21 protein-coding genes are annotated in these 18,928 nt (G+C 65.3%); 8 read left to right on the top strand and 13 right to left on the bottom strand.

The genetic code is table 11. The features are described 5' to 3' along the window. Nucleotides 1-55 precede the first annotated feature (55 nt). The 4 genes from jaqu_RS13665 to fabA form a co-directional block, all read right to left on the bottom strand. Nucleotides 56-436, bottom strand: a complete 381-nt coding sequence (locus jaqu_RS13665; protein ID WP_043919552.1) for a hypothetical protein — start codon at nt 434-436, stop codon at nt 56-58. A gap of 211 nt (nt 437-647) precedes the next feature. Further along, nucleotides 648-1,430, bottom strand: a complete 783-nt coding sequence (locus tag jaqu_RS13660; protein WP_043919551.1) for an enoyl-ACP reductase FabI — start codon at nt 1,428-1,430, stop codon at nt 648-650. A gap of 4 nt (nt 1,431-1,434) precedes the next feature. Beyond that, the gene (gene fabB / locus jaqu_RS13655; RefSeq protein ID WP_043919550.1) at nt 1,435-2,664 is read right to left on the bottom strand and encodes a beta-ketoacyl-ACP synthase I; all 1,230 of its coding nucleotides are present in this window, start codon (nt 2,662-2,664) and stop codon (nt 1,435-1,437) included. A gap of 16 nt (nt 2,665-2,680) precedes the next feature. Then, the gene (gene fabA, locus jaqu_RS13650; protein ID WP_043919549.1) at nt 2,681-3,190 is read right to left on the bottom strand and encodes a bifunctional 3-hydroxydecanoyl-ACP dehydratase/trans-2-decenoyl-ACP isomerase; all 510 of its coding nucleotides are present in this window, start codon (nt 3,188-3,190) and stop codon (nt 2,681-2,683) included. Nucleotides 3,191-3,317: 127 nt separating this feature from the next. Between fabA and irrA the strand changes: the two genes are divergently transcribed. Together irrA and jaqu_RS13640 are read left to right on the top strand one after the other, a co-directional pair. Next, the gene (gene irrA, locus jaqu_RS13645) at nt 3,318-3,743 is read left to right on the top strand and encodes an iron response transcriptional regulator IrrA (protein ID WP_043919548.1); all 426 of its coding nucleotides are present in this window, start codon (nt 3,318-3,320) and stop codon (nt 3,741-3,743) included. 63 nt (nt 3,744-3,806) lie between these two features. Further along, nucleotides 3,807-4,694: an NAD(P)-dependent oxidoreductase gene (locus jaqu_RS13640; RefSeq protein WP_043919547.1), complete on the top strand. Its 888-nt coding sequence runs from the start codon at nt 3,807-3,809 to the stop codon at nt 4,692-4,694. Nucleotides 4,695-4,698: 4 nt separating this feature from the next. Here the strand turns inward: jaqu_RS13640 and jaqu_RS13635 are convergent, their stop codons facing one another. The 4 genes from jaqu_RS13635 to jaqu_RS13620 are packed head-to-tail and all read right to left on the bottom strand — an operon-like array spanning nt 4,699 to nt 8,717. Further along, nucleotides 4,699-6,774, bottom strand: coding sequence for a molybdopterin-binding protein (locus jaqu_RS13635; protein ID WP_043919546.1), 2,076 nt, complete (start codon nt 6,772-6,774; stop codon nt 4,699-4,701). Continuing rightward, complete coding sequence (gene mobB, locus jaqu_RS13630) at nt 6,771-7,241, bottom strand: molybdopterin-guanine dinucleotide biosynthesis protein B (protein ID WP_043919545.1); 471 nt, start codon at nt 7,239-7,241, stop codon at nt 6,771-6,773. Before mobB ends, jaqu_RS13635 begins: the two co-directional genes overlap by 4 nt. Beyond that, a complete protein-coding gene (mobA, locus tag jaqu_RS13625; protein ID WP_269078994.1) occupies nt 7,238-7,822 on the bottom strand; it encodes a molybdenum cofactor guanylyltransferase MobA in 585 nt (194 codons plus the stop codon). The genes mobB and mobA overlap by 4 nt, the downstream gene beginning before the upstream one ends. 58 nt (nt 7,823-7,880) lie before the next feature. Then, nucleotides 7,881-8,717, bottom strand: a complete 837-nt coding sequence (locus tag jaqu_RS13620; RefSeq protein WP_043919594.1) for a formate dehydrogenase accessory sulfurtransferase FdhD — start codon at nt 8,715-8,717, stop codon at nt 7,881-7,883. A gap of 88 nt (nt 8,718-8,805) precedes the next feature. Here jaqu_RS13620 and jaqu_RS13615 point away from each other — a divergent pair, with 88 nt between their 5' ends. Together jaqu_RS13615 and jaqu_RS13610 are read left to right on the top strand one after the other, a co-directional pair. After that, nucleotides 8,806-9,489 carry an AzlC family ABC transporter permease gene (locus jaqu_RS13615; protein ID WP_043919544.1) on the top strand — a complete coding sequence of 228 codons (684 nt, stop codon included), beginning with the start codon at nt 8,806-8,808 and terminating at the stop codon, nt 9,487-9,489. Then, on the top strand, nt 9,486-9,797 hold the full coding sequence (locus jaqu_RS13610) for an AzlD domain-containing protein (protein ID WP_043919543.1): 312 nt from the start codon (nt 9,486-9,488) through the stop codon (nt 9,795-9,797). The genes jaqu_RS13615 and jaqu_RS13610 overlap by 4 nt, the downstream gene beginning before the upstream one ends. A 15-nt stretch (nt 9,798-9,812) precedes the next feature. Here jaqu_RS13610 and jaqu_RS13605 read toward each other — a convergent pair whose 3' ends face one another. After that, complete coding sequence (locus jaqu_RS13605) at nt 9,813-10,274, bottom strand: Lrp/AsnC family transcriptional regulator (protein ID WP_043919542.1); 462 nt, start codon at nt 10,272-10,274, stop codon at nt 9,813-9,815. Between the two features lie 137 nt (nt 10,275-10,411). Between jaqu_RS13605 and ald the strand changes: the two genes are divergently transcribed. After that, nucleotides 10,412-11,530: an alanine dehydrogenase gene (ald, locus tag jaqu_RS13600; protein WP_043919541.1), complete on the top strand. Its 1,119-nt coding sequence runs from the start codon at nt 10,412-10,414 to the stop codon at nt 11,528-11,530. A 40-nt stretch (nt 11,531-11,570) separates the two neighbouring features. On the opposite strand, the gene mscL is transcribed toward ald, so the two are convergent. Continuing rightward, entirely contained in the window at nt 11,571-12,011 is a 441-nt protein-coding gene (gene mscL, locus jaqu_RS13595) for a large conductance mechanosensitive channel protein MscL (protein ID WP_043919540.1), read from the bottom strand. 134 nt (nt 12,012-12,145) lie between these two features. Between mscL and jaqu_RS13590 the strand changes: the two genes are divergently transcribed. From jaqu_RS13590 to jaqu_RS13580, 3 genes are all read left to right on the top strand, one after another. Next, nucleotides 12,146-12,847 carry a glutathione S-transferase N-terminal domain-containing protein gene (locus tag jaqu_RS13590; protein WP_043919593.1) on the top strand — a complete coding sequence of 234 codons (702 nt, stop codon included), beginning with the start codon at nt 12,146-12,148 and terminating at the stop codon, nt 12,845-12,847. Between the two features lie 327 nt (nt 12,848-13,174). Then, nucleotides 13,175-13,882, top strand: a complete 708-nt coding sequence (locus jaqu_RS13585; RefSeq protein ID WP_052500973.1) for a hypothetical protein — start codon at nt 13,175-13,177, stop codon at nt 13,880-13,882. After that, nucleotides 13,879-14,886 (top strand): polysaccharide pyruvyl transferase family protein, encoded by a 1,008-nt coding sequence (locus tag jaqu_RS13580; protein WP_043919539.1) that lies wholly within the window; start codon nt 13,879-13,881, stop codon nt 14,884-14,886. The genes jaqu_RS13585 and jaqu_RS13580 overlap by 4 nt, the downstream gene beginning before the upstream one ends. Before the next feature lie 125 nt (nt 14,887-15,011). Here the strand turns inward: jaqu_RS13580 and jaqu_RS13575 are convergent, their stop codons facing one another. The 3 genes from jaqu_RS13575 to jaqu_RS13565 form a co-directional block, all read right to left on the bottom strand. Further along, entirely contained in the window at nt 15,012-15,461 is a 450-nt protein-coding gene (locus jaqu_RS13575) for a YtoQ family protein (protein ID WP_043919538.1), read from the bottom strand. Nucleotides 15,462-15,706: 245 nt separating this feature from the next. After that, nucleotides 15,707-17,839 (bottom strand): polyribonucleotide nucleotidyltransferase, encoded by a 2,133-nt coding sequence (gene pnp / locus jaqu_RS13570; protein ID WP_043919537.1) that lies wholly within the window; start codon nt 17,837-17,839, stop codon nt 15,707-15,709. Between the two features lie 403 nt (nt 17,840-18,242). Beyond that, nucleotides 18,243-18,845: a hypothetical protein gene (locus jaqu_RS13565; protein ID WP_043919536.1), complete on the bottom strand. Its 603-nt coding sequence runs from the start codon at nt 18,843-18,845 to the stop codon at nt 18,243-18,245. Nucleotides 18,846-18,928: the final 83 nt, after the last annotated feature.

The raw sequence follows: 18,928 nt of genomic DNA, 5'->3' as shown, positions 1-18,928 counted from the left end.
GCCCTCCGGTCCCTGACGTCGCGGACCGTGGCAGAGGCAGTCGGATGTGTAAATGTCAGCGTCCCGCGCGGCGCACCATCTCGCATTCGAGCGCGGTCATCTGCGCGGGATCGCGGTTCACGTAGCTGCGCAGCCGGTCGACTTCACGGACAAGCGCATTGTCGCTGAGGCTTCCGGCCCAGCTCTCGGCGGATTTGCCGCCATGCATGGCCCGCAACGCGTCGATTCCGCCGCGACATACGCCGGGCCCGAGGCTCTCTTCGAGAACCATGCCGCTGAGACCGCCACCGGAGACGCGTTCAGGCAGACGAGGGCCTTCGCCCAGCCCGCTCACGACCGCGTAGCCGGTCCCCAGCAGGGCCGCAGTGAGGATGATCCAGTCGGTCGAAATCGCACCGCGCTGATCCCTCAGAAATATTTCGAACAGCGTTTTCATAAATTCCGCGCTCAACAAGAACCTGCCACCGGTTATGTCCCTGTCTTCGCACGGAGAAGCGGCCAAAATTAGGCAATTACGTCACAAGTCTTAAGGGATCAGCGGAGTATTGCCTATCTCCCGAGAACAATCCCAGCCGATCATTGGCATTGATCAATCAAGCCCCTTCTCCTCGTACGACTTTCTCTCTGGAGAGCCGACTTTTCCCGGTTCAGAGGTTGTCCGGCCGCGGCATTCCCATGACGTGATATCCGCCGTCGACGTGAACGATTTCGCCGGTGGTCGACGCCCCGGCATCGGAGCATAGCCACAGCGCTGTTCCCCCGATCGCCTCGAGCGTCGCATTCGCCCTCATCGGGGCGTTCGCTTCCGCATGGCGGAACGTCTTGCGGGCCCCGCCGATGGCACTGCCCGCGAGAGTCTTCATCGGGCCGGGAGAAATGGCATTCACCCGAATGCCCTGCTCGCCCAGATCGGAGGCGAGATACCTGACGGAGGCCTCAAGCGCGGCCTTCGCCACCCCCATCACGTTGTAGTGCGGCATGACCCTTCTGGACCCCTCAAAGGTAAGGGTGACGATGCTGCCGCCGTCTTCCATCAGAGGCATGGCCCTCCGCGACAGGTCGATCAGGGAATAGCAGGATATGTCGAGAGAATTCCGAAAGTTGCCGCGCGTCGTGTCCGAAAACCGGCCCGTCAGCTCGGCCTTGTCCGAGAAGGCGACCGCGTGGATCAGAATGTCCATCGCGCCCCAGCGTTCGGCCACCGCATCAAACAGGCGATCCACCGAGGCATCATCGGTGACGTCCACGTCGTGGATGAAATCCGACCCAACCGACTCGGCCAGTGGTGCCAGCCGCTTGCCGAATGCCTCGCCCTGATGGGTGAAGCAAAGCTCCGCACCCGCCTCATGCAGCGATTGCGCGATCCCCCATGCGATGGAATGGGCGTTGGCCACGCCCATCACGATCGCCCGCTTGCCGTCCAGCCGCATGATCTCAGTCCTGCAGCCGCGACAAGATCATCGACCCGTTCGTGCCGCCGAAGCCGAACGAGTTGGTCATGACGCTGTCCAGTCCCGCATTCTCCACGAGGCTGGTGGCGATCTCATGAGGCTTCAGCCCGGGATCCAGCGTCTCGACGTTGATGGATGGAGCGATGAAGTCGCCCTCCATCATCAGAAGGCAATAGATCGCCTCCTGCGCGCCGGTCGCGCCCTGGCTGTGACCGGTCATGGACTTCGTCGAACTGATGGGCGGAACGGCGTCTTCACCGAAAACCCGGCGGACCGCTTCGACCTCGCCGACATCGCCGACCGGGGTCGAGGTGCCGTGGGCGTTGATGTAGCTGACCTTGCGGTCCTCCGGCAGGGTCTCGACGGCCAGGCGCATGGCCCGTTCCCCGCCCTCGCCGGACGGGGCGACCATGTTGACGCCGTCGGACGTGGCGCCGAAGCCCGTGATCTCAGCGTAGATCTTGGCGCCACGGGCCTTCGCATGCTCGTACTCCTCCAGCACGACCATGCCGCCGCCACCGGCGATGACGAAGCCGTCCCGATCCGCGTCGAACGCCCTCGACGCCTTTTCGGGCGTGTCGTTGTATTTCGAAGACATCGCGCCCATCGCATCGAAGAGACAGGAGAGGGTCCAGTCGACCTCCTCTCCGCCCCCGGCGAAGACGACGTCCTGCTTGCCGAGCATGATCTGCTCTGCACCGTTCTGGATGCAGTGCAGCGAGGTCGAGCAGGCCGAGGTGATGGAATAGCTCAAGCCCTTGATCTCGAAAGCCGTCGCCAGGTTGGCGCTGACGGTCGAGGACATGCAGCGGGGCACCATGTAGGGACCCATCCGCTTGGGGCTGCCCTTCTCACGAACGGTGTTGTGCGCGATGAAGAAGTTGGAGGTCGAAGGCCCTCCGGACCCGGCCACGAGGCCGGTGCGCGGGTTCGAGACGTCGGATGCCTCGAGACCGGCATCCGCGATCGCCTGTTCGAGCGAGAGATAGGCATAGGCGGCCCCCGGTCCCATGAACCGCATGTGCCGCTTGTCGATATGCTCGGCCGGGTCGATATCCGGCATTCCGTGGATCCGGCTGCGAAAACCGCGCTCTGCGTATTCCGGCGCGAAGGTGATCCCCGACTTCCCTGCCCTGAGCGAGGCGGTCACCTCTGCGGCGGAATTCCCGATGGACGAGACGATGCCCAGCCCGGTGACGACGACACGACGCATGGCGTTCCTCCCTCGGTCAGCTCTCGGAGAGCGCGACCTTCATGTCCTTGACCACGTAGATTTCCTCGCCATCCGCTTCGACCCGGCCGTCGGCGACCCCCATGGTCAGGCGGCGGGTCTGGATGGCCTTGGTGAAGTCGACGAAATAGCGCAGCATCTTCCGGTCCGGCCGGACCATTCCGGTCAGCTTCACCTCGCCCACGCCCAGCGCATAGCCCCGCCCCGTCCAGCCGCGCCAGCCCAGGTTGAAGCCGGTAAGCTGCCAGAGCCCGTCGAGACCCAGACAGCCCGGCATGATCGGGTTCCCCGGGAAATGGCAATCGAAGAACCAGAGATCCGGCGAGATGTCGAACTCGGCCACCACGTGACCCTTGCCGTGCAGACCGCCATCGCCGGAGATATCCGTGATCCGGTCCATCATCAGCATCGGCGGTTCTGGCAATTGCGCGTTGCCCGGACCGAACAGCTCGCCCCGGGCGCATTTCAGCAGATCGTCCTTGTCGAAATGAGTCGGATATTGGCTCATCGGGCCCCCTTCAGCCGTTCCGCCTCCCCTATCACCCGGTGTTTCAAAACCGCAACCCGGCGAGAGCATCGCCATGCGAAGGCGAATGGAATTGAAACCCGCCTGCAGGCCGCATAATATTCCACCTATGGATATTGCGTCCGATACACAGCGCGTGCGCGGCGAGGCTTGGCTGGCGGAGGCGGGCCTTCGCCCGACGCGTCAACGGGTGCTGCTCGCATCGCTTCTGGTGGGCGACGGGCGTGACCGGCACGTCACTGCCGAGTGGCTGCATGACGCCGCGCGGAAGACCGGGGACAAGGTGTCCCTTGCAACCGTCTACAACACCCTGCGGGCCTTCACCGAAGCCGGGCTCGTGCAGGAAATCACGGTAGACGGAACCGGCAGCTACTTCGATACCCGTCTCGACGATCATCCGCACTTCTACTGGGAAGACGGGCGGCTGTCGGATGCCGGAACGAAGGGGCTGACCATCTCCGATCTGCCCGAGCCGCCGGACGGAATGGAGATCGCCAAGGTCGATGTCGTCATCCGGTTGCGGCCCAAGAGCTGATCCGGCCCCACTTCCAAATCACGCATGCCGCGCTAGCCTGCCTCTGAAAAGGGGGAGGATTTAATGGAACGGATCGGATTCGTCGGCGTCGGCCTGATGGGCGAAGGCATGGCCGCATCGATGCTGAAGGCGGGATACCCAGTCACTGTGATCGCTCATATGAACCGCGCCCCGGTGGAGCGTCTGCTCGAGCTGGGCGCGAGAGAGGCGCAGACGCTGGAGGACCTCGCCGCAAATGCCGACGTCCTCCATATCTGCGCGCCCGGATCGCCACAGGTCGAGACCATCGTCGAAAAGGTGCTCCCCGAACTGCCGAAGGGCTCCGTCGTCATCGACTGCTCGACCTCTGACCCGGTTTCGACCGTCATGCTCGCGAAACGGATCGAGGCCGCCGGCAGCCACATGGCGGACGCCCCGCTCGGCGGGACGCCCGCGCAGGCGGCGGAAGGCCAGCTTGCCGCGATGGTAGGTGCCGACGAGACCACATTCGCGCGGATCGAGCCGATCCTCAGAAGCTGGGCGGGCGCTGCCGTCGCGCATCTGGGACCTGTGGGTACCGGCCACCGGATGAAGCTGCTCAACAACTTCCTGGCCATGGGGTACGGGGCGCTCTACGCCGAAGCTCTGGCGCTGTCCCGCAAGGTCGGCATCAGCACCGAAACCTTCGACGGCGTGATCCGGGGTAGCCGGATGGATTGCGGTTTCTATCAGACCTTCATGGGTTACGCGGTCGAGGGAAATCGCGACAGCCACAAGTTCACGCTGACCAACGCGCTGAAAGACATGACCTATCTGGCCTCGATGGCCGGGGCTGCCGGGATCGCGAATCCGGTCGGTGCCGCGATCCGCAATTCCTATGCCGGGGCGGTCTCTCAGGGTGGGGACGGGTCCGAAGACTACGTGCCCCATCTCGTCGATTTCGTGGCGCGCGCGAACGGGTTGGACGAGTGAGGTCTCAGCCAAGCCCCAGTTCGGAGAAGGGGATGTAGCGAACCGGATCCCCCGGCTTCACCGAGGCGGCCTCATCCGGCAATTCGACGAACCCCTCGGCCCAGGAGAGGCCGGAGACGCGGCCTGACCCTTCCGAGCGGAAGACCTCTGCACGGCCCTCGGGGTCGAGGCGGGACCGCAGGTATTCCCGCCGCCCCGGCTTCTTGGTCTTGGTGAACGCGGCCGGGACGGTCCAGCGTCTCGGAAGCAGCCAGTCCATCCCCGCGAGCCTGAGCAGCGCCGGCCGTGCGAAGAACGCCGCACAGGTAAAAGCGGCGACCGGGTTGCCCGGCAGACCGAAGAGCGGCGTGCCGCGCCACCGACCCAGGGCAAGCGGTCGACCCGGTTTCACCGCGATCCGCCAATGGGCCACGCTGCCCTCCGTCGACAGAAGTCTTGAAAGGTGATCTTCTTCCCCCGCTGACGCGCCTCCCGACGTGAGGATCGCGTCCGTCTCGGCGGCGCGATCGAGCGTGTCAGCCAACTCGGCGGCATCGTCGCCCACGTGACCGAGATCGACAGGCGTCACCCCCCACGCTTCGAGCATGGCCAGCAGCATCGGCCTGTTTGCATCGTAGATCCCGGTCCCGTCCGTTCCCGGCGGGACGATTTCATCGCCCGTCGACAGGACCGCGACACGAAGACGGACATGGATCGGGATCGACCCATGGCCTGCCGCGATGGCGAGCGCGATATCGGAAGGGCGCAGGCGGTTGCCAGCCCGCAAGATTGGGTCCCCCCTGGCCACGTCCTCTCCGGCCGCGCGGGTATTCGCGCCGGGCTTCGGGCGGTGCGCGAGTTGCAGATGGCCGTCTCGGACGGTCGCGTCCTCCTGGAGCACGATCGTATCGACGCCGTCGGGCAAGGCCGCCCCGGTAAGGATTCGAAGCGCCTGACCGGGTGGGACGGCGGTGCCATAAGGCTGTCCGGCCGCCGCGCGCCCCTCTGCCACCGGGATTTCGCCTTCCGGCAGGGTCGCGGCAGCATAGCCCCATCCGTCCACCGCCGCGTTCGGCGTCGGGGGATTGGCGCGCTTCGCCCGCAGGTCCTGGGCCAGCACACGGCCTGCCGCAGCCTCGACCGGGATCTCCTCGACCGACGTCACGGGCGTCAGGGCGGACAATGTCGCCATCGCCTCGTCCACCGGCGTCCAATGAACGCCCGGCGGAAGGGCGAAGCAATCATCCGGTGCGCGGCCCTGCGATGACATTGGACCGGTCGGGCCGACGCCCAGGATCCAGCCTTCCTCGCGCGCGATACGATCCCGGTCGGGCAGTCCTGCGGGCGCCGTGAACCAGTCGTCCGGCATTGCCGCGAAGGCACTGGCCGTCGCCAGGACCTGCCGAGCGTCCTTGATCTCGTGGGCCTCGACCACATCGTCGAAGAGGCTTGGATAGATCTCGACCAGGACGATCCGTCCCTCGGGCACCACGAACCCGGTCTGCTGTGGCCAGGCGACGATCTCGGGATGGGCAGCGCGCAGACGGGCAAGAGCAGCCTGCCCGACAAGGCTCTGCCCACCGACGGCGCCCGCATAGGCGAGTTGGAAGACGGACTTCGCACCGCTGCCGACTTCTTCGCATACACGGTGCTCCCCCAGATCGAGATCCCGCCGATCCGACTTGCGGGCCGGCAGACCGGGATAGGACCGGCCATGGGGATGCCCCCAAAGCGGCCCGACGCCCGGAAACGCGTCATTTATCCTGGCGGCGATGTCGAAGCGGTTGTTCGCGTTGTCGGGCCCGTCCTCAATCCGGTCGGCAAGCCAGTCCCAAACCGCGAGCGCGTCGGCCTGGCCGGTCAGGCGCTCGGCAAAGCCCGCAGGCCAACCGTAGGCGAAATCGAACCCCAGAAGCGTGCGATGCCCTTGGCCAAGCCAATCCTCGATCCAGCGCAACGCCGCATGGCGCGTGGGAAAATACTCCAGATGGACCTCATCCCAAAGCCGGGCACAGACCCAGATCGCGTCCTTGCGGGGCCGAGCGCCGGTCGCGACTTCGCCCGAGGACCAGTCCGCCGCGATGACCAGATCGAAACTCATCGCGAAATCCAATCGGCGATGCCCGCGATATCGTCGACATCCAGGCGTGGATGTTCCGTGCCGGGATCGGTATCGCAGGCAATCGCGGCGATCGTCGGGTCGTCTGCGGCCAGCGGGGAGGCGCCGCACGCCTCTCGCCAGACCTCGATCCGAGGATGAGAGCCGTGCTTCCACCCCTCGGCAAGCACGACATCGCAGGGCGCGAGACGCCCAAGCAGATCGGTCAGCGTTGGCTGACGGACTTCCTCCATCAGGGTGACGCGGGCGTCCGAGGCCAAGAGCACCTGACGCGCTCCGGCCTCGCGATGGCGATGGCTATCCGTCCCCGGCACGTCCAGATCCAGGGCGTGATGCGTGCGCTTTAGGGTACTGACGACCAAGCCGCGTCCGGTCAGTTCGGCCACCAGCCGCTCTGTCAGCGTGGTCTTGCCGGCATTCTTGCGGCCGACGATCCCCCAGAGGATCATGCGCGCACCTCCGCGGCCTGCAGATCCTCGGGCGTGTTCACGTTGAAGAAGGCGTCTTCCGGGAAGTCGGCATAGGTTGCCCCATGGGCGTCGGTCCAATGGAGGATCTTACGGGTCCCCGATGCGAGGGCCGAACGCAGGTCCTCGCGCAGAGCGACCGGCCAAAGCCCGAAGGTCGGCTGAGGGCGCCCGGCGCGCGCAAGAACCAGCCCGGATGGACCACGCGCAGACAAAAGACCCGGGACAAGGTCGGACGGCAGAAACGGGGTGTCGGCGGCGGCGGACACAATGGCCTCCGCACCTTGGTCGGCCGCCCAGTCAAGACCAGCCAGGACGCCGGCAAGGGGGCCAGGGTAGTCGGGAACCGTATCCGGCAGGACGGGCAATCCAAACTCGTCCCACCTCGCCGAGTCACCATTTGCGTTGATCGCGACCCGTCCGACCTGAGGCGACAGACGATCCAGAACATGAGTCAGGATCGGCTTGCCTGCGAGCATCAGACGCCCCTTGTCGCCCCCGCCCATTCGCCGGGCCAGACCGCCCGCCAGAACGACGGCCGGTATGTCCGACCGACTGCTCAAGCCGGCGCCTGTGCGACAGGCCCGCCGCGCGGCAGGCACGCTGGGCCATTCGCGCTGATCATTCTGCCGCCTCCGCATCCCGGACGATCCGGTCCTGCCCCGAGATGCACAGAAACCTCTTGCCTTTCAGACGGCCGATCACGGTGAGCCCGACCTGACGGGCGACCCGCACGCCCCAGGCCGTGAACCCCGAGCGGGAGACGAGGACGGGGATGCCCATCATCGCGCATTTGATCACCATCTCTGAGGTGAGGCGCCCCGTCGTATACATGATCTTGTCCCCTGCAGGGACGCGCTCGACCCGCATCCAGCCGGCCAGCTTGTCCACCGCGTTGTGACGGCCGACATCCTCGAAATAGGCGAGAGGCTCTGCCCCACGGCAGAGACACGTCCCGTGGATCGCACCTGCCTCGAGATAGAGCGACGGCGTCCGGTTTATCGCGTGGCTGAGCGCGAGGAGATCGCTGACCCGCACGGAAACGGCAGGAAGGGTAAGGCCCTCGAGACCCTCCATCATGTCACCGAAGACGGTTCCGACCGCGCAGCCCGACGTGCGTGTGGCGCGCGATAGCTTCGCTTCGTGATCCGTCTCGATGGCCGTGCGGACGACGACGACGCCAAGTTCTTCATCGTAGTCGACCCCGGTGACCTCTTCGTCTGGACGGAGCATCCCCTGATTGGCCAGGAACCCCAGCGCGAGCCATTCGGGGTGATCGCCGACCGTCATCGCGGTCACGATCTCTCGCGCATTGAGGTAGATCGTGAGCGGCCGCTCCTCGACGACGCGCAGGGCGACCTCCTCGCCGTGCTCGTCGATTGCCGTGACCGGCGCCGTCAGCATCGGATCGCCTGGATCGGGCGCGACGGCCAGGGTATCGGGACGGAGGGTCGCCATCGGTGCGGAAGGTGCGCCGTGGACGCGGAGGGTGCAAGCCGGTTCGGCAGCGCTTGCAAAACCGCGGGGAAGCCGGTTTGGCATCGCCATGAGGTCCGGCTTCAATCAGGGCATCCGCGACGGGATGCCGTTCGTGGTCATCATGGTGCCCTTCGGTGTCCTGTTCGGGGTGCTGGCCACGGAGGCGGGCCTCGACCTTGCGCAGACCATGGCCTTTTCCAGCCTCGTGATCGCAGGCGCCTCCCAGTTGACCGCCCTGCAATTGATGGAACAGGGCGCACCCACGGCGATCGTCATCCTGTCGGCGCTCGCGGTGAACCTGCGGATGGTCATGTACTCCGCCTCGATGGTTCCCCATGTCGGCAAGGCGGGACCGGGGACGCGGGGCCTGATATCGTATCTGCTCGTCGATCAGACCTATGCGCTGTCCGTGGAAACCTACGAGCGCCGGAGCGACTGGGACGTGGCCGAGAAGGTCCGCTATTTCCTCGGCACCGCCCTACCGGTCTTCCCGTGCTGGGTGGGATCCACGCTGGCCGGCGCGGTGCTGGGCACCCGGATCCCGGATGCGTGGTCATTGGACTTCGCGGTCCCCCTTGCCTTTCTCGCGCTGGTCGGTCCGATGCTGAAGACGCGCGCCCACGTCGCCGCTGCCTTCGTTTCGGCAGCGGGCGCGATGGCGCTGGCCTGGATCCCCTGGAACCTGGGTTTGATCGTGGCCGCCATGGCCGCCATGGCAGTCGGAGCGGAACTGGAGAGGCGCGCGGAATGAGCGACTATCCGATCTGGGCCATCATCGCCCTCCTGGGTGTCCTGACCTACCTGACCCGGTTCAGCTTTCTGGGTCTGGTTGGGGACCGGCCGCTGCCGCCATGGGTGTTGCGCCACCTTCGCTATACCGGGGTCGCGGTCCTTCCGGGTCTGGTCGCGCCGCTGGTCTTCTCTCCGGGCAGTGAAGCGGACCCGGTGAAGATCGCCGCAGCGGCCACCGCGCTCCTGATGGGGGCGTGGCGGCGGGATGTCATCCAGGCCGCTCTCGGCGGCGCGCTCGTTCTCGCGGCAGGAAACTGGATCCTCTGACACGGCCGTCCCGGGTCAGATCGGCAGTTCCGTCGTCGAAAGAACCGTCTTGAGAGCGAAAGAGGACTCGATCTTCGCGACGCCCGGCAGGCCGGCGAGATGGCGGCGATGGAGGCGCGCGAAATCCTCCGCATCCCGGGCGACGACCTTCAACAGATAGTCATGTCCGCCCGTGGTCAGGTGGCATTCCATAACCTCGGGAACCCGTGCGACCGCGGCCTCGAAGGCGCCCAGGACCTCGTCAGCCTGAGATGCGAGGCTGATCTCGACGAAGACGGTGACCCGGCGCCCAAGAGCCCGCGGATCGAGAAGCGCGACATGCCCCCGGACGACACCTTCCCGTTCCAACCGCTGCAGCCGGCGGTGGCAGGCCGACGGGGACAGGTTGACCCGTTCGGCCAGGTCGGCCGCGGTCAGACGCGCATCCCGCTGGATCAGACGCAGCAGCTTCCGGTCGGTGTCGTCGAAATCGGTCATGGCGCGCAGAACTTGCGCCAATTTCTACATGTGCGCCAGGATTTTCGCGCAAAGCGGCAGGTAACAGGAACTCTTTGCGAACTCCTCCTGCGGGGAAAGCCGTACCCTGTCCGCGACGCCAAGCGGGAGGAAACGTCATGCAGATCGGGTGCCCCACAGAGATAAAACCGCAGGAGTTCCGGGTCGGCATGACGCCGTCGACCGCCGGAGAGGCCATCGCGCACGGGCATTCCGTCATCGTGCAGTCAGGTGCCGGGCTGGGCTCGGGCTTTGCCGATGACGAATATGTCGCCGCCGGCGCGACGCTCGCCGACACGGCGGCAGAGGTGTTCGCGAACGCCGACATGATCGTGAAGGTGAAAGAGCCTCAAGCTCCCGAACGCGCCATGCTGGGCGAGGGTCAGGTTCTCTTCACCTATCTCCACCTCGCCCCCGATCCCGACCAGACACGGGACCTGATAGCGTCGGGCGCGACGTGCATCGCCTACGAGACCGTGACCGACCGTCGCGGCGGCCTGCCCCTGCTTGCACCAATGTCAGAAGTCGCAGGAAAGCTGGCGCCGCAGATGGGCGCCTGGACGCTTCAGAAGGCGAATGGGGGGCGCGGCGTCCTGATGGGTGGAGTTCCAGGTGTCACCCCGGCCCGCGTCGCCGTGATCGGCGGGGGCGTCGTCGGCACGAACGCGGCTCGCATCGCGGCGGGAATGGGCGCCGACGTCACGGTACTCGACCGCTCGCTGGACCGCCTTCGCTATCTCGACGATGCATTCGGCCCGGCGTTCCGCACCCGGTTCGCCAGCCGGGGGAACACCGCCGAAGAGGTGGCGCAGGCCGACATCGTCATCGGAGCCGTCCTGATCCCCGGCGCCGCCGCGCCGAAACTGGTCACGCGTGGCCAGCTCTCGACGATGAAGCCCGGCGCGGCCATCGTGGACGTGGCCATCGACCAGGGGGGCTGTTTCGAGACGTCGCGACCGACGACGCATCAGGACCCGATCTACGAGGTGGACGGCATTCTCCATTACTGCGTGGCCAACATGCCCGGCGCGGTCGCTCGCACGTCGACGCTGGCCCTTGGCAACGCGACGCTGCCCTATCTTCTGGATCTGGCGGACAAGGGATGGCGGGAGGCCTGCATGTCGGACCCGCATCTCCGCGCGGGTCTCAATGTCCATGCGGGACGGCTGACGGTCGCAGCCGTTGCCGAAGCTCAGGGCCTCGACGCCGTCTCGCCGGAGGCAGTTCTGGCGGCCTGAGGCTTGACGGGGCCCGCCGGGACGGGCCCCGTCATCGGCCTTATTCCGCCGGTGTCTGGCCGGACCGCAGGCTGTCGCGGATCTCCAGCAGGACGTCCAGTTCCGATGGTCCGGTCTCGACTTCCGGCGCGGCGTCATCCGGACGCTCGGCGGCGGCCTTGATCCGGTTGACCATCTTGACGAGCATGAAGACGACGAAGGCGATGATCAGGAAATTGATCACGGCCATAAGGAAATTGCCGATGGCGAAGACCGGCACGCCCGCCTCGGTCGCTGCCTCGACCGAACTGAACTCGCCATCGCCCATCACGTAGAACCAGCCTGAGAAGTCGATCCCGCCGGTAAAGAGAGCGATAATCGGGTTGATCAGATCGCCGACCAGCGACGTCACGATCGCCGTGAATGCCGCGCCGATGATGATGCCGACGGCCATGTCCATGACATTGCCCTTGGCGATGAAGTCCTTGAATTCCTGAATCACGGGTCGTTCTCCCCCAATCATTGTACTCGTGGCGTGCACCGCCGCAGGGATGCTTGTAGAATTGTGCACGAAAGTCATCCATTTTGTCGGGCCCGTGTTCGGTTAGTCAGAAGTCGGACCTCATGGAGACGATTATGGCCGACCTCAGTGCATTCCCGATTACCGAAAGATGGACCCCCGAGGATCCCTCCAAGCTGCAGCTCTTCAGCTTCCCGACCCCGAACGGGATCAAGGTCGCGATCATGCTCGAAGAGACCGGGCTTCCCTACGAAGCCCATCGCGTGACGCTCTCGGACGACGATGTGAAGTCCGACGCGTTCCTGTCCCTGAGCCCGAACAACAAGATCCCCGCGATCATCGACCCGGACGGCCCCGATGGCACGCCGGTCGGCCTGTTCGAAAGCGGCGCGATCCTGCTCTATCTGGGCGAGAAGACCGGCCGCTTCCTCGGCGAGAGCCCATCCGACCGCGCGCATGTCACGCAATGGCTGATGTGGCAGATGGGCGGTTTGGGTCCGATGCTTGGCCAACTCGGCTTTTTCGTGAAGTTCGCGGGCAGCAAGATCGAGGACCCGCGCCCGCGTCAGCGCTATGTGGACGAAGCGAAACGGCTTCTCTCGGTTGCGGACGGCGCGCTCGATGGCCGGGACTGGATCGCCGGACCCTACTCCGTCGCCGACATGGCCATCGCGCCCTGGCTCAACGCGTTGGACTTCTACGGCGCGCGGGAAATCGTGGGATGGCACGACTTCCTGAACCTTCAACCCTATCTCGACCGCTTCTTCGCGCGAGAGGCGGTTCAACGCGGCAAGAACATCCCGCCGCGCGAGGGATGAGGCGCTTGGGCCCAGCAGCCGGGCCATTGCCAGGCCTATCCGAATAGCCCATCACCGCCCGACCAGTCGGAGGGGCGTGGCCCCCTCCGCGTTCCAGTCGACACCGCCGGGCGGGAGGGGATCGTGAAGGGCAGGTCGGATCGACCCATCGGCCGAAAGATCGCGAAGATCGCGATGTCCATCCGTTACGGGCGCCGGGGCGCCCACGCGCAGGACTGGTGGCCGGGCCTTCGATTGACCCCCGCGGGACCGGATACGTCCGGCCGTATAGTCTGGCGAGGGACGCCGCTCGTGGACGTTGAGCCTGCATCTGCGTTCCTGTCACAAATGCCCAGACAGCGTGCGATCATCGGCACCGGTCCAAGTCTCCGGGGGCAGGATCTCTCCTCCCTGCCTGCACACGGCTCGATCCTCCTCAACGGCGCTCTGACACTTCTGGACGGCGCGCTCCCTTCACCGCTGGCGCTCTGCGTCGAGGATGAACGGTTTGTTCACCGGCACCACGCCATGTTCGCGCGCTTCGCCCCCGGCATCCCATGGTGGCTCCTGTCGGTATCGGCGATCCGAGCGTTGGCCAGCTACGATCCCGACCTCCTGTCCAAAGGACGGATCGTTTTGATCGATGACATCCGAAAGCCGTACATGCGGTCCCGGCAGGACGATCTTGACCTGGCCAGGCTCGACCATGTCGAAGCCGGCGACGGCGCCCTCTTTTCGCTGGACCCATCCAAGGGGATTGCGGGCTGCGGAACGGTCGCATTCACGGCGCTCCAATTCGCGATGGCGGCCGGATCCGGTGACGTCGTGTTGGCTGGGGTCGACCTGACTGACGGGACAAGCCGCTTCTACGAGGAAGGCGAGGGCGCCGGCTCGGGGCTGGACGCCGGTCAGGACCGGATCGCGGCACATTTCGCGCTGGCGCTGTCCGTTGCGGAGCGTGGGGACATACGCCTGCTCTGCGCGTCCGATCGCTCTCTCCTCCTGAGGCTCGGCTACTCTCCAGCGCCGCTTCCATCCGCAAGGGCCGCGCCGTGATCCCGGCAGTGGTGCTGAACGATACGAGGCCCGATCACCATCACGGCTGCGCGCGTGTCATGTCGGTGCTGGAGCGCAGATTGGCCAAGGTGGGGATCGGCATCTCCGCGTACGGGATGGTCGGCCTTCCCTGGCGGAAGCAGCCCGCTGTCGTCGCTGCCTTGCCTCAAGCCCGGCTCGTGATCGTGAATGGTGAAGGCACGCTCCATCATGGCAGCTGGCGCGGCGCAGACTTGCTATCCATTGCGGAGGCGCCCGAAGCCGCCCGGGCGCGGTGCGTTCTGGTGAATGCGCTTTTTCAGGACAATCCGGCGTCGTGGCGTGCGCCGCTCGACCGGTTTGATCTCGTCAGCCTGCGGGATGAGCGAAGCGCCGCCCATTATGCGGAATTGACGGGCCGGACCGGCCGGGTGGTGCCGGATCTGACCCTGTGCGACGGCGTCGTCGGAGAAAGACCCGGGAAACGCGACGGGCTGATCTTCGGGGATTCGGTCGATCCCGACGTTACAGCCACCCTATGGAAGACTGCGCGACAGATCCCCGGCGCCCGGATCGTCCCGACGGTGACCGTCCTCAAGAGGCCAAAGGGCCGGAATGCGGCGACGCGCGCGCTTCGCGGGCTCTATTCGGCCGCGTACCGGCACGCCGTGATGCGGCGCTTCCCGAGCTTGGAGGTGTTGCAGGACGAAGCGTCTTACGCGGCCGCGCTTCGATCGGCGGACCTCCATGCGACAGGGCGCTTTCACGGGCTGTGCTTTTCGCTGATCACCGGGACGCCGGCGCTCGCCGTTGCGTCCAATTCCTGGAAGATCGCGGCACTTCTGGAAGATGCGGGGCTGCGGCAGGATCGACAAGTCGCCCCCGAAGCGATTGCCGCAGCCGTCGAGCAGCCCGGTGACTGGGCCTACGACACTACGGAACGCGCCGCACTCGATGAGTTCCTCGCCAACGCGCGGCGGAAAGCGGATGCCCTGTTCAACGACATCGCCAACCTGGTCGCTTGATCAGATCACCAGCCAAGCCGCCCGCAGAAGGCAAAGCACACAGATGACCAAGCCGGAGGCCATGACGGAGATTTCGAATCGTGCGTTCATGCCGGGCAGAATCCCCGACACCGGTTGACACAACGTTAAGCGGGAACGTCGCCCTTGAGGACGTAGCGCAGGATTTCCGCCACTTGCCGGGGCGTTTCACAGACCGCCTGAGCGGCCGCATCGACTTCCTTGAGCGCATGCGCATGGTCGGGTCCGTGCATCACGACAAGCGATTTGCCCAGAGCCACCGCCTGACCCGCGTCGAAGGCCGCGTTCCATTGCCGATACTTGTCCCCGAACCGCACGACGATCACGTCCGCGTCCGCGATGGCTTTGCGTGTCCGGATCGCATTGAGCCCTGCGCCCTTGCGGTCGTGCCAGAACTTCTTCTCTTCGGATCCGAGAATGATTGCGCCGCAATCATCGCTGGCCGCATGATCCGTCACCGGACCGGTAAAGGTCACGTCCAGATCCCCGACAGCCGAACGGATCTCTTCACGCCAATCCGTATGGATCTCGCCAGCGAGGTAGACGGTGAGTTTCATGTAGCCCCCGGAACCGAACCTGGTTCCGTCGTAGACCGTCTAAAGGACGGATGCCACCGCACCCAGCCCGATACTCAACAGACAGAACGCAAGGGCTGCACTCAACGCATAATTCTGATACTTTTCATTCATTTCCCCGAGATCGCGAAACAAAGTTAACGTTGGGTTAACCTGACTGCCGGATCGGGGTCATTCGGCGGAAATCCGCCCCGGCTCGCAGGCCGGGGCGGATCGAGGGGAAGCGATCAGTCCGCCGCTTCTTCCTTCGCCTTCTCTTCGCCGGTCTCCTGGTCGACCATCTTCATGGCCAGCCGGACCTTGCCGCGATCGTCAAAGCCCAACAGCTTGACATAGACCTCCTGACCCTCCTTGAGCACGTCGCTGGGATGGTTCAGGCGGCGGTTCTCGATCTGGCTGACATGCACCAGGCCATCGCGCTTGCCGAAGAAGTTCACGAAGGCGCCGAAATCGACGATCTTCACGACCTTGCCCTTATAGACCTTGCCCTCTTCCGGCTCTGCCACGATCGAGTGGATCATGTCGTAGGCCTTCTGGATGGCCTCGCCGTTGGCGGACGCGATCTTGATGATGCCGTCGTCGTTGATGTCGACCTTCGCGCCCGACGTCTCGACGATTTCACGGATCACCTTGCCGCCGGATCCGATCACTTCGCGGATCTTGTCGGTCGGGATCTGCATCGTCTCGATGCGGGGCGCATGCTCGCTGAAACCACCGGCTTCGGAGAGCGTCTTGGACATCTCGCCGAGGATGTGGAGGCGGCCCTGCTTGGCCTGGGCCAACGCCTTCTCCATGATCTCGGGCGTGATGCCGGCGACCTTGATGTCCATCTGCAACGAAGTGATGCCCGCCTCGGTGCCCGCGACCTTGAAGTCCATGTCGCCGAGATGGTCTTCGTCACCCAGGATATCGGTCAACACCGCATAAGAGCCGTCATCCTCCAGCACGAGGCCCATCGCGACGCCTGCCACCGGTGCCTTCAGCGGAACGCCCGCATCCATCATCGACAGCGAGCCGCCGCAGACACTGGCCATCGACGACGACCCGTTCGACTCGGTGATCTCCGAGACCAGCCGGATCGTGTAGGGAAAATCGGTCGCCGCCGGCAGCACGGCCTGAAGCGCGCGCCAGGCTAGCTTGCCGTGGCCGATCTCACGCCGGCCCGGAGGGCCGAAGCGCCCGACCTCGCCGACCGAGTAGGGCGGGAAGTTGTAGTGCAGCAGGAAGTTGGACCGGAAGTTGCCGTGCAACGCGTCAATGATCTGCTCATCGTCGCCCGTGCCGAGCGTCGTCACGACCAGCCCCTGCGTCTCGCCCCGCGTGAACAGCGCCGAGCCGTGGGTCCGGGGCAGCAGGCCCGTTTCACAGACGATATCGCGCACTTCGTCCAGCGCACGCCCGTCGATACGCTTGCCGTTCTTGACGACATCGCCGCGCAGAACCTGGCTTTCCAGCTTCTTGAGCGCGGTGCCGAGGTTCGGATCCTCGAGCTGCTCCTCGCTCAGGCTCTCCTTGATCGCCTCTTTCGCAGCGGCAACGGCGGAGGTCCGCTCCTGCTTGTCGGTGATGGCATAGGCGTCGCGCATCTTCTGCTCGCCCGCCGATTTCACTGCGGCGAACAGGTCGGAATAGTCTGGCGCCTGGAAGTCGAACGGCTCCTTCGCCGCCTCTTCGGCCAGCGACACGATAAGGTCGATCACGGGCTGCATCTGCTCGTGCCCGAACTTCACCGCGCCAAGCATCTCGGTCTCGGACAGCTCGTAGGCTTCCGACTCGACCATCATCACGGCGTCCTTGGTCCCCGCGACCACGAGGTCGAGGCGCTGTTCGGGATCGTTCTTCAGCCCCTGCATGTCGTCCACGGCCGGGTTCAGCACATATTCGCCGTCGACGAAGCCCACGCGGGCCCCTGCGATCGGGCCCATGAACGGCGCGCCCGAAATGGTCAGCGCGGCGGACGCGGCGATCATGGCGACGATGTCGGGATCGTTTTCGAGGTCGTGGGACAGAACGGTGCAGATCACCAGCACCTCGTTCTTGAACCCGTCCACGAACAGGGGCCGGATCGGGCGGTCGATCAGCCGGCTCGTCAGGGTCTCCTTCTCGGTGGGCCGGGCCTCACGCTTGAAGAATCCGCCGGGGACCTTGCCCGCGGCGTAGTATTTCTCGTTGTAGTGAACCGTCAGAGGGAAGAAGTCCTGACCCGGCTTCGGTGCCTTGGCATAGGTGACGGCGGCCATCACGGAGGTCTCGCCATAGGTGGCGATCACGCATCCATCGGCCTGACGGGCGATCTTGCCCGTCTCCAGGGTAAGGGTGTCGTGCCCCCACTCCATCTCTTTCTTCACGATGTTGAACATATGTCATCCTGTCTGGGGACGATCCCGGCGGACCCGGGTTCCCCGTGCATATGGCGGCCCCATTGCCGCCGACCCCTGTTCCTTCGCACGGCGCCGGGGTCCGGGCGCCACGTCTCAGATGCGCGCCACATAGGCGGTTCTCGCGGAAATTGGAAGCGGGATGGCGCGGTTATGTCGCGGATCGCCGGGACCGTGGTCCGCACATGCGCGGATGTCGGCGATCCGCGCCACATTCCCCTCTTGCGAAATCGTGCCGCCGGTCTCTCGGCCCGGAAAGACGCCCGATAGAACGCCGACCACAGTCAGCTTACAAACGCCCTCTCGGTCGGGCGCGGCGCCGGGTGCGCAGGATTCTCTCGAAGCCGCAGTCGCCCTGTCGCGCGATCGCCAAAACGGCCTTCTGTCAGGCGATCTTTTCGATCCGCGAAAGCTGGGTATCCGGCCGGGCGTCGGTGATCGGGCGGATGATCCGCTCCATCTCGGCGTAGCTTGGCCCGTAGAAGTAGAGCATCGTCTCGCGGCTCCCTTCCCAATGGCCAAGTTGCTCGCCTGCGTCGCCCAAGGCCTCGTCCAGCATCCGGATCAATTCATTCACGTCCGAGTTCGCATAGACTTCCTCCGGCAGGTCGGTCCCGTTGAGGGCAAGAGACAGGCCTTCCATCCGGCCGAAGGCCACCTCGGGCCGCGCCTCGTCGTCGAACAGAAGCGTCGACCCCTTGGGGGCGCGCAGCTCTTCCAGCTTCGCGACGACCCGGGCGACGATGTCGTCGGACGCATCAGAGAGGCCGATTTCGACATCACAGAACTCGATCCCGAAAGGTTCCTCGATCAACTGCGTGCCGCCGCCAAGAACATCGCCGAGGTTCTCCGACTTCAGCCAATCCGCGAGGGGATCCTCGAAGATTTCGCCGCGATCCAGCGGCTGCACCTTGGCGTTGAGCCGGGCCGTCACCACAGTCAGCTCATCAGACGGTGCCAGTCGGAAAAGACGGTTCAGAAAGGACATCTCGGCCTCCGCATCTCGTTGGCGGTGGCCTAGACGGAAAATGCGGCGCTTCGATGACGCCCTTCGGAAACCGGACGGTCGCA

It is taken from the genome of Jannaschia aquimarina (assembly GCF_000877395.1).
GTDB lineage: Bacteria > Pseudomonadota > Alphaproteobacteria > Rhodobacterales > Rhodobacteraceae > Jannaschia > Jannaschia aquimarina.
This window is presented reverse-complemented; position numbering and strand designations above follow the sequence as displayed.